The 9,731-nt window shown below is 53.7% G+C and carries 10 protein-coding genes and 1 other annotated feature; of the genes, 8 read left to right on the top strand and 2 right to left on the bottom strand.

All coding sequences use genetic code 11. The annotated features are described in order from the left end of the window. The first annotated feature begins 133 nt into the window (after window positions 1–133). On the top strand, window positions 134–382 hold the full coding sequence (locus NM10_RS12155) for an ATPase (RefSeq protein ID WP_020311841.1): 249 nt from the start codon (window positions 134–136) through the stop codon (window positions 380–382). Between the two features lie 319 nt (window positions 383–701). Here the strand turns inward: NM10_RS12155 and NM10_RS12150 are convergent, their stop codons facing one another. Both NM10_RS12150 and NM10_RS12145 read right to left on the bottom strand, forming a co-directional pair. Beyond that, window positions 702–1,937: a YkvI family membrane protein gene (locus NM10_RS12150; RefSeq protein WP_020311840.1), complete on the bottom strand. Its 1,236-nt coding sequence runs from the start codon at window positions 1,935–1,937 to the stop codon at window positions 702–704. Window positions 1,938–2,004: 67 nt separating this feature from the next. Further along, window positions 2,005–2,250 (bottom strand) — a binding site (T-box leader). Between the two features lie 238 nt (window positions 2,251–2,488). Then, window positions 2,489–3,940 carry an amino acid permease gene (locus NM10_RS12145; protein WP_020311839.1) on the bottom strand — a complete coding sequence of 484 codons (1,452 nt, stop codon included), beginning with the start codon at window positions 3,938–3,940 and terminating at the stop codon, window positions 2,489–2,491. Between the two features lie 232 nt (window positions 3,941–4,172). Between NM10_RS12145 and NM10_RS12140 the strand changes: the two genes are divergently transcribed. From NM10_RS12140 to NM10_RS13680, 7 genes are all read left to right on the top strand, one after another. Beyond that, window positions 4,173–4,814, top strand: coding sequence for a TetR/AcrR family transcriptional regulator (locus NM10_RS12140; RefSeq protein ID WP_020311838.1), 642 nt, complete (start codon window positions 4,173–4,175; stop codon window positions 4,812–4,814). 109 nt (window positions 4,815–4,923) lie between these two features. Next, entirely contained in the window at window positions 4,924–5,937 is a 1,014-nt protein-coding gene (locus tag NM10_RS12135; RefSeq protein ID WP_020311837.1) for an HlyD family secretion protein, read from the top strand. 1 nt (window position 5,938) lies between these two features. Continuing rightward, window positions 5,939–7,135: an ABC transporter permease gene (locus NM10_RS12130; protein WP_020311836.1), complete on the top strand. Its 1,197-nt coding sequence runs from the start codon at window positions 5,939–5,941 to the stop codon at window positions 7,133–7,135. Continuing rightward, complete coding sequence (locus tag NM10_RS12125) at window positions 7,135–8,091, top strand: ABC transporter permease (RefSeq protein WP_020311835.1); 957 nt, start codon at window positions 7,135–7,137, stop codon at window positions 8,089–8,091. Before NM10_RS12130 ends, NM10_RS12125 begins: the two co-directional genes overlap by 1 nt. Then, entirely contained in the window at window positions 8,088–8,270 is a 183-nt protein-coding gene (locus NM10_RS12120) for a hypothetical protein (RefSeq protein WP_020311834.1), read from the top strand. The genes NM10_RS12125 and NM10_RS12120 overlap by 4 nt, the downstream gene beginning before the upstream one ends. Window positions 8,271–8,446: 176 nt before the next feature. Then, window positions 8,447–8,737, top strand: a complete 291-nt coding sequence (locus NM10_RS13685; RefSeq protein WP_239639743.1) for a hypothetical protein — start codon at window positions 8,447–8,449, stop codon at window positions 8,735–8,737. Window positions 8,738–8,772: 35 nt separating this feature from the next. Further along, window positions 8,773–9,731: RNA-guided endonuclease InsQ/TnpB family protein (locus NM10_RS13680; protein ID WP_239639742.1), on the top strand; the 959-nt coding region annotated here is incomplete at its 3' end.

Raw genomic sequence — 9,731 nt, 5'->3', positions numbered from 1 at the left:
TCAGGTTGCGTACAAGATCCTTTAAATTATTCTTTATAAGATCCTCATTAAGTTGTATAATATTACCAGACATGGTCTATTGCCTCCTTACGAATTTTGTGTGGTAACTTAATTGTACTAGCGGCAATAGACTATGTCTATTTTTTATGAAATTGAATTTGCGAAATATATTTTACCTTATCGCAAAACCTTGTTGAAGGAGCACATTGCTAAACTGATAGAAAATAAAGATGATACGTTTGGTAATGCCCGAACTATCCGCAATATTTTTGAAAAAGCAGTGGCTTTGCAGGCTAACCGCTTGATGGGATTAGAAACACTTCCACAGGATTTGTCTACGCTTACGGAAGTAGATATGAAAAGGTGTTTTCAAGATCATTGAATTCAACAATTTTTATACAGTTATCTTCTCGAAAAATAAGCTGTCGTATTAAAAAAAAATTGTGCGACAGCTTATTTTTTGTTTGTTGTTGTATGTTCTGTTAGACAGTTTGATGATTCCCCGGGCAAACTGGGCTGGCAATCGTACATAGACTGGAGCGGGCGCCCCACGTGGCGCCCCTACGAACCATGGCTTGGGATTGTATGGGCGGCTGCGGCTCGGTCTGGAGAGCTTTAAATTTAAAACCATCTGCTAGCCGCTAGCCGCTAGCCACTAGCCACTTAAAAAGGCGCTGTCTTCATGGGACAGCGCCTTTTTCCTAATGTCCTGCGACTTCGGCTGTGGGCTGGAATGCCTGGGCAGCTTCGGGGTTTTCGTTCATGGCGTCGATGCGGGCGCGGTATTCGCTATCCGAAGCGTAGCGTTTGTTTTTGTAATAGCCGATGGTCAGGAAGGGGACGATGATGATGGCGATGGCTAAGTAACCGCAATAGCCGTAGCCATATTTGATGATGTTGGTCAGGCCGGCGACGGAGACGGTCATAGAGGCGATGATGATGAACAAGGTGACGATGGCCGAACGGGTGACGGCGTTATGGCTTACTTTCTTCAGGCACTTCGTTTCCGAGAAGCGGGCTGTGAAGCCGAAGACCGTCGTGACGCCTGTCGAGATGAGGCACAGCAGTAAGAAGGCGCTGTAGGCGATGGTCAGCCAGGACATGCCCATGGCTTTGCAGCTGGTCAGGGTCGGTAAGGGCGATTTGCCATAGATGCCGGTCCAGCCTAAGAGCATGCAGACGGCTAAGGTCAGGGCGATGGCGTTCATGGCGAAGGAGAACCACATGGACGTAGCGCAGTTCTTACGGGTGACCAGCGGTGTGCCGACGACGATCATCGTCGGGATGACGACGCACTGGAAACCGGAATAGGTGAAGGTGTGGAGAATGGCCGTCGGCAGTTTGCTGAAGCCGTTGGCGGCAAAGTCCTGGGCCATGGCGGCCGTGAAGAACTGCGTCCCTTCGATGGAGCCGCCCATATAGATGCCGACGGAGAAAATCATGATGACCATGGCCAGGATGGCGATACCCATGTAGGTCGTCGCCCGGCGTACCAGGCCGGCGCCGAAGATGGTCAGGAAGAAGATGATGGCGCCGACGACGCCGATGCCGGTGTAATAGTTGAGGCCCGTCTGGGCGTTGATGGCTGAGGCGGCACCGGAAATCGTAGCCGATACGGCCATTAAGACCATGATGTAGAAGAAGGCTTCAAACAGGTATTCGATGCCCTTGAAGGGGCTGTATAAGTTCTGGAATAATTGACGGTAACTGGTGAGATGACGGGAATTGTACATGTTCATGGCTTCCTTGATGGTCAGCGTGAACAGCAGCATAGTGATGATGGCCGTAATCGGACCGAGCCAGCCGAGGCTGACGAAGTAGACATTTTCCTGGTTGCCCGTAGCGAAACCGCCGCCAGCGTGGGAACTGAATAAGACGGCACCGACGGAAAAACACATGCTCAGTGAAGCGGCTTTGATCGATGAAATATTAGCCATAAGATTTTCCTCCTTTTAAGAACCATGGAGAGAAACGAAAACGCCTTTCGTCTCTCTGCTCGAAGCATTAAGAGACGAAAGGCGTTGTATGATCCTTCCGCGGTACCACTCTGTTTCATCCCTGGGGATGCACTCTCGGATACGGCTCATGGCGATATCCACGCTCTGTAACGGGAGTTCCCGTATCGGCCTACTCCATTCAGCCTCTCCGCTCGGCAATGAGTTCGGTCCGGCATCGCCGCTGCCTCACACCAGCCGGCAGCTCTCTGGAAACGATAGACTCAGACGTACTATTTTGCGTCGTCGCGTTTATGACGTTTATCAGTTGATGGTGCTATGATAGCATCATCACTTAATAAAGTCAAGGATGAAACATAATATTTTTTGAAATAAACGCAATAAACGTTTAAGTTTAAGGTTTAACCATAAAATATAGTTTGTAGTACTGAGTTTGTAGTTTGTAGAAGATGGTTAAAAAACTTCACTACAAACTACAAACTGCAAACTTAAAACTCAAAAAGGCGCTGTCTTCATGGGACAGCGCCTTTTTCCTACTTATCGCGGGAAAGGTCGACCTCTTTCAAGGGAATGAGGTGAGTCTTATGTTTGAGTTTGTGATAGAAGAAGACGGCCAGGAAGACGGGGATGCCGATGTAGGCGACACTGGCACCGTACCAGTCGATTTCTGCGCCTGTGAAGGCCGAGTAGTTCTGGCCTGCCGTGACGATGATGCACATGATCAGGGCCAGGAGGGGGCCGAAGGGGAACCACGTAGCCTTATAGGGCAGGTCTTTCAGGTCTTTGCCCTGGGCGATATAGGCCCGGCGGAAGCGGAAGTGGCAGATGGCGATGCCGATCCAGGTGATGAAACCGGCCATGCCGCTGATGTTGACCAGCCAGTCATAGGCTTTGCCTTCGCCGATGAGGGACGTCAGGAAGGCGGCCATGCCGAAGACGACCGTTGCGAACAGGGCATACGACGGGACGCCGCGCTTGTTCAGTTTGAGGAAGCATTTCGGGGCCTGTCCCGTTTCGGCCATGGCGTAGAGCATACGCGTCGAGACGTAGAGGCCCGAGTTGCCTGCCGACAGGACGGCGGTCAAAATGACGGCGTTCATGATGGAAGCGGCTGCGGCCAGGCCGAAGCGTTCAAAGACCAGCGTGAACGGGCTGATGGAAATGTTTTCGATGTTCGTATTGAGCAGATTCGGGTCCGTGTAGGGGATGAGGAAGCCGATGACCGTAAAGGCGCCTAAATAGAAGATGAGGATACGCCAGAAGATGGAGTGGACGGCGCGGGGCACGTTCTTTTCCGGATCTTCACTTTCACCGGCGGCGATGCCGATCATTTCCGTCCCCTGGAAGGAGAAGCCGGCGACCATGAAGATGCCCAGCATGGCCGTGAAGCCGCCGACGAAGGGCGCATCGCCGATGGTCCAGTTGGTAAAGCCCGGCGACGGTTCCGGCCCGAGGCCCAGGATGAGCAATGTCCCGGCAAAGAGGAAGACCAGGACCGTCAGGACCTTGATGCCGGCGAAGATGAATTCGCTTTCGCCATAGGACCGGGTCGACAAGTAGTTGAGGACGAAGAGGATAATGAGGAACAGGCCGCTCCAGATGGCAGCCGGTACGTCAGGGAACCAGTATTTCATGATCAGGGCGCCGGCGACGAGTTCGGCTGCTACCGTGATGGCCCAGTTGAACCAGTAGTTCCAGCCCAGGGCAAAGCCCAGGGATTTATCGACGTAGCGGTTGGCGTAGGTTTCAAAAGAACCGCTGACCGGCAGGTACGACGCCATTTCGCCGAGGCCTGTCATGAGGAAATAAACCATGATACCGATGAGGGCATAGGCGACGAGGGCACCGCCCGGACCGGCAGAGCTGACCGTTTCACCGCCGGCGACGAACAGGCCCGTGCCGATAGCGCCGCCGATGGCGATCATGTTCATGTGGCGGGCTTTCAGGCTGCGGCGCAGTCCCTGCTGCTGTTGAGTTTCTTCCATGCAAAATCACAACCTTTTTTTCATTGAATTGAATTGATAAATAAAATCTAAAAAAACTCATACCCTTACATTATAAAGGATGAATCCTTCTCTGACAAATGGATATTCTGCATGGAAGTAAATCGTTTATGCGATTAATGGATATATAACGTGACGCTGTAGTCTTGACAAGGATTTCGAGAACAGGTACACTAAAGATAAAATAGTTGAACATGTTCAAGAAGGTGTTTTTATGGAAAAAGATAAAGACGAAGTCCGTCAGCGCATCCTGGCTGCGGCGAAGGAGCTCTTTGTCCAGCAGGGGTATAAAAAGACGACGATCCGTCAGATCGTCGAGAAATCGGGCGTCCTCACAGGGAGCATCTATTATTTCTTCAAGAATAAAGAAGATATCTTCCAGTCCCTGGTCATGGAGCTGCTGCGGCAGTGTACCGATTTGATTGCAGCCCATTTCAGGCAGGAGTCGCCGGCCTTCCGCTACGCCGCCCTGTGCCTCATCGAATTTGAAGCCGTGGCCATGAACCAGCTCGTCCGCGAAACCTATTATGAAGGCTATACGACGCCCTTGACGTTTGAAAAGATCACGGACCATCTGGCCGATATGACGGGCCGCATCTTCGGCGATTCCCTGGGATTATCGAAGGAGGATATTTTCCTGCGCTCCCTGCTCATCAAAGGGGCCATGCGCGGCTACATCGTCCAGTTCGACTTCAGCCAGCCCATGGACAGCCAAAAGTACGCCGCCCTGGTCCTGGATACGGCTTTGCAGCTGCTGGGCATTTCGGCTGCTGAGAGCCATGACGTCCTGGCTCAGCTCGAACAGCGCCTGCCGGAAATCGAAGCCATTGCCGATGAGATGATCCACCGGCGATAGGACGGCTTTCTGTAAAGGATTGCCGCATGAGGCTATTTTGGGGCTTCATGGGGCAGCCTTTTTTGCTCAAGATTTGAACATGTTCAACAAACAAAAGGGGGAACTCATCATGTTCATAGAAAAAAAGAAATGGGCTGCCGGCTTGCTCCTGGCCCTGGCCGTTGTCTGCCTGGCCAGCGGCTGCAGTTTGCAGAAGGAAGCAGCGTCAGATGAATTGTGGGGCCGGGCCGATGCCAAGGAAATCGACATCAACTCCAAAGTCACCGGCCGTGTCGTCCAGCTCCGCGTCAAGGAAGGGGATACGGTCAAGCAGGGCGACATCATCGCCTACATCGACCAGCGCGACCTCCTGGCCCAGAAGGCCCAGGCCGAAGCCAATATCAAGGCCCTCCAGGCCCAGGTGCGCCAGTCCGGCGTCGTCACGGACCTCCAGGACAGTACGTCCAAGTCCCAAGTCGATACGGCTTCGGCTGGCCTCGATTCGGCCCAGTCCAATCTGGACCTGGCAGAAAAGGATTTCAACCGTTACCAGGAACTCTATGCCCAAGGAGCTATTTCCAAATCCGTCTTCGATGCCTATAAGACCAAGTACGAAGTTGCCCAGTCGGCGTACAGCCAGGCCCAGTCCAGCGTATCGTCGGCCCAGGCCGGCCTCTTGCAGACCGATGCCAACTTAGCGGCTACCGATGCGGCCCAGAAGAAACTGGAAGCGGCTCAGGCCCGGCTGCAGCAGATCGAAGTATCCCTGGATGAAACAGAAATCAAGGCCCCTTTCGACGGCATCATTACGGCTAAATACATCGAAGAAGGTTCCATGATTTCCCTGGGGACGCCGCTGGTCGCCCTGCAGGACCCGAACGACAACTGGGTCGACTTCAAGATTCCGGAAACGAAGCTCAAAGACTTCCATCTCGGCCAGGTCCTGACCATGCAGGCCCGTGACGGCGTCACCCGCGTCCAGGGGACCATCACCGATATCAGCCAGAAATCGGAATTCGCCACCCAGCGGGCGACGAGCGAACGCGGCAACGATACGGATATCATCAGTTTCAACGTCAAGGTCCAGGTCAACAGCGATGCCCTGCGGCCGGGCATGCGTTTCCAGTATATGGCAGGTGACTGACATGAAAGTATGGCACGTCTTGAAGCAGGAATGGCACTGGCTCTGGCAGGGGCGCTTTCCCGTCGCGGCGATCCTCTTCCTGCTGCCCCTGGCCTTTACCCTGGCCTTTGGTATCATTTACTATCAGAACTCGGTCGAACGGATCCCCCTGGTCATCTGCGACGAAGAGCAGTCCGTCGTCAGCCGGACCATCGTCCAGGCTTACAGCGATGCTGAAAAGTTCCAGCTCGTCGACCAGGTGACGCGGTCGGAAGATATGGTCGATGATTTGAACAGCGGCAAGGCCCTGGTCGGCCTGTACATCCCGGAGGATTTGTCCAAACAGGTCAAGCTGGGCAATCCCGTGCCGCTCATGCTGACGGTCAACTCGGCCAATAACATGTTCGGCAACGCCGCCCTGACGGCAGCCAGTGAAATCAACAAGACCTTGTTCGTCGGCATTGCGGCCAAACTCCTGGAAGCGGGCAACCAGCTGCCGGCAGCGGCCATGAATATGGCTTACCCCGTCCGCCTGGGCATCCGCATCGTCAACAATCCGACGGCCGGCTATACGCCGTTCATGCTGGCCGGTCTGACCATGAATGGCCTGCAGATTGCCATTATGCTCGTCTTGTGCCCCCTCATCGCCAGGGAGTTCCGGTATCATGGTTACGAGAAGTCCATCCCGTCGTGGCTGATCCTGGGCGCCAAGGTGCTCTGTGTACTGGTCATGGCGGTTCCTTCTTTTTTCCTCTCCCTGGGATTCTTATACTACAGCTTCGCCGTCCCCGTACAGGGTTCCCTGGCCGCCCTGGCCGTCATGATAACGGCTTTCTGCCTGGCCGTCGCCAGCATTATGGTCCTCTTTGCCGTGCTCAGTCCGGATGCAGTCATGTCCATCGAAATGCCCTTGCTCTATATCATGCCGGGCCTCTTGTACAGCGGCCTGAGCTGGCCTGATTTCTACATGAGCGACGTCGCTGCCGCCATTGCCCAGATTTTTCCCATGCGCCATGCTGCCGACAGCGTCCGCGATATCTTATTGGCCGGTTATGCGCCGGCGCTGGTTTCCCAGTCCCTGCAGCTGCTGCTCATGGGGGCCGGGGCCTTTGTCCTGGGAACGGCTATCTTTGCCCTGCGCCGCCGCTACGGCATGAAGACGTTCCTGGAAATAGCGGCAGGGGCTATTGCGCGTAAGCGGAAAGGAGCGCGGTCATAATGGGATTTATTGCATTGATACGACGGGAACTGGCCAATGCCTTTCTCCACGATGCCCGGCGGGCTATCTTTCTCTTTGGCGCCGCTACGGCCTACCTGATTCTCTTCGGCATCCTCTATTATCCCGGCGTCGTCAAGGAGATACCGACGGTCGTCTGCGATGAGGAACATACGGCCTACAGCCGCCTTTTGACCCGCCAGGTCGATGATGACGAACGGCTGGGGCTGGTCCGCGTCGTCGCCGATGAAGGGGAGGCACGGGACATGCTGCGCCGGAAAGAGGTCTACGCCGCCGTCATCATTCCGGCCGATTTTTCTCACGATATCCTCAACGGCCGCAGCGCTAAAGTCCTGTTCATGCTCAACGGGGCCAATATCATTACGACCAATATCGCCACGACGGCTGGCAACGACATCGTCAATACCTTCAATACGCGCTTTGCCGCCCGGCAGGCGGCATTGCGGACCAGCGGCGATGAACAGATGCTGAAGAAGCGCATCTCACCGGTAGAGACGACACTGCGCGTCCTCAATAACCCGACCCAGAGTTACATGATGTTCTTCATGGTCGGCCTGGCCATGGCGGCCATGCAGCAGGGCATCTTCCTGGCTGTCGGCGCCGCCGTGCAAGGCGATTTCAAGGATACAGAAGGCCTGAAAGGCGCACCGAAGGCGGCCGTCCTGGTTGTCAAGGTCGCCGTGTACTGGCTGCTGTCCGTCTTGTCCTTTGCCCTGGTCTGCGTCATTTCTTACGGCTTGGGGATTCCCGACCGGGCATCGGTCACGGCCCTCTTGACCCTTGCGTCGGCCTTTTCTTTTGCCGCCGTGTCCCTGGGCCTCTTCGCGTCGTCCCTTTTCCACAACGAATTGCAGTTCGTCCGGGCGTCCATCATGTACACCGTGCCGGCCTTCATCTTCGGCGGCTATACGTGGCCCCTGGAAGCCATGGACCAGTGACCCAGGTCGTCGCCCAGGCCTTTCCCATGGCCTGGATGTCCAACGCCGTCCGCGAACTCTTCCTGTCCGGCCATCTGGCCACGCTGAGCCATAACCTGACGGCCCTGACGGTCATGGGTGTCATTTTCCTCAGCCTGGGGAGCTGGATTTTCCTGCACAAGATAGATGGTGTAAAATAATTGTGGGGAAACTTTATCACAGTTTCGCCAGAAGACTCCTTCCTCTTAGGTAGGGGATGAATGGCGATGGATTTCGCAGGTTCGATGCCTGCGAAATCCACCCTATGTTATTTCTGTCTTAGCCTTTTCACCTCGGCTACGGTATAATGGTAGATAACAGAGGAGGTGAATCCTAGATGTACTTGACGCAATCGAATATCATCCGCGGCTTGTCGAAACAAGAGTATACGATGCTCCGGGAAATGTGCCAATACAGCAATAACCTGTATAATGTAGCAGTCTATACGATTCGGCAGCATTACTTCGACACCCAGCAATTCTTGCGGTACGAAGAAAATTACCCCATTTGCAAGGGAAATGAAAACTATGGCTTGTTGCAGGCCGGTGTTGCTCAGCAGATATTGAAGATGGCCGACCGCAGTTTTTCGTTCTTTTTTTGGGCTTTTGCAGAAAGTCAAGTCCGGTGACTATGGTTCAAAGGCTGTTCGCCTGCCATACTATCGTGAAAAAAGGCGGTCTCTTCAATCTCATCTTGTCAACGAACGCTATTACCATTAAGAATGGCTTCTTAACCGTGCCGATGAGCCGTGAATATATGAAACGCCATAATGGCCATCGGATTCGGATTCCTGTTCCCGACAGACTGAAGGATAAGACGATTCAGGAAGTTCGCATCTGTCCCATGTATGGCGGACGGTATTTCAAGATTCAGTATTGCTACTTACAGGACCCAGAACCGGTGAAAACCTCGCCAGACCGTGTCCTGGCTATTGACTTGGGCCTGGACAATCTGGCCGCCTGCGTTACCAATACGGGGACGTCGTTCCTTATGGACGGTCGTAAACTCAAATCTATCAACCAGTATTGGAACAAACGCAAAGCCAGACTCCAAAGCATTGCTGCCAAGCAGGGCCAGAAGACGACGAACCAGCTCTGTCAGTTAGCGAAGAAACGCAATTTCCGGATGCAGGACATCCTTCGCAAGACAGCTCGTTACATTGTTAATTTCTGCATTGACCATCAGATAGGGACCCTTGTTTGCGGTTATAATCGAGATTTCAAACGAGGACTAAAACTGGGCAAAGTGACGAATCAACATTTCACCCAAATCAGCCTGAGCTATTTGCGTAGTAACTTGAAACACCTGTGTGAACGCTACGGGATAACCTATCTGGAACAGGAAGAGTCCTATACCTCTCAGGCCAGCTGCCTGGATTTGGATGCTATTCCCGTATACCAGCCGGATACACCCTATGCAGGAACGTTCAGCGGGAAACGAATCCGGCGCGGCCTGTACCGCTTCGCCAACGGCAGGACGGCTAATGCCGACATCAACGGCGCCGCCAATATACTTCGTAAAAGTAAGCAGAACTTCGATTTCGAGGGACTGTGTAAAGGGCTTTTGGACAGCCCTTTGAGAATAACGGCTATCCTGATTTCAGGMKGAAACTTAAACAGCAA

This window comes from Megasphaera sp. NM10, from assembly GCF_000417505.1.
Taxonomy (GTDB): domain Bacteria; phylum Bacillota; class Negativicutes; order Veillonellales; family Megasphaeraceae; genus Megasphaera; species Megasphaera intestinihominis.
Note: the sequence above shows the minus strand (reverse complement) of the source record. Positions and strands in the feature narration are given on the sequence as shown.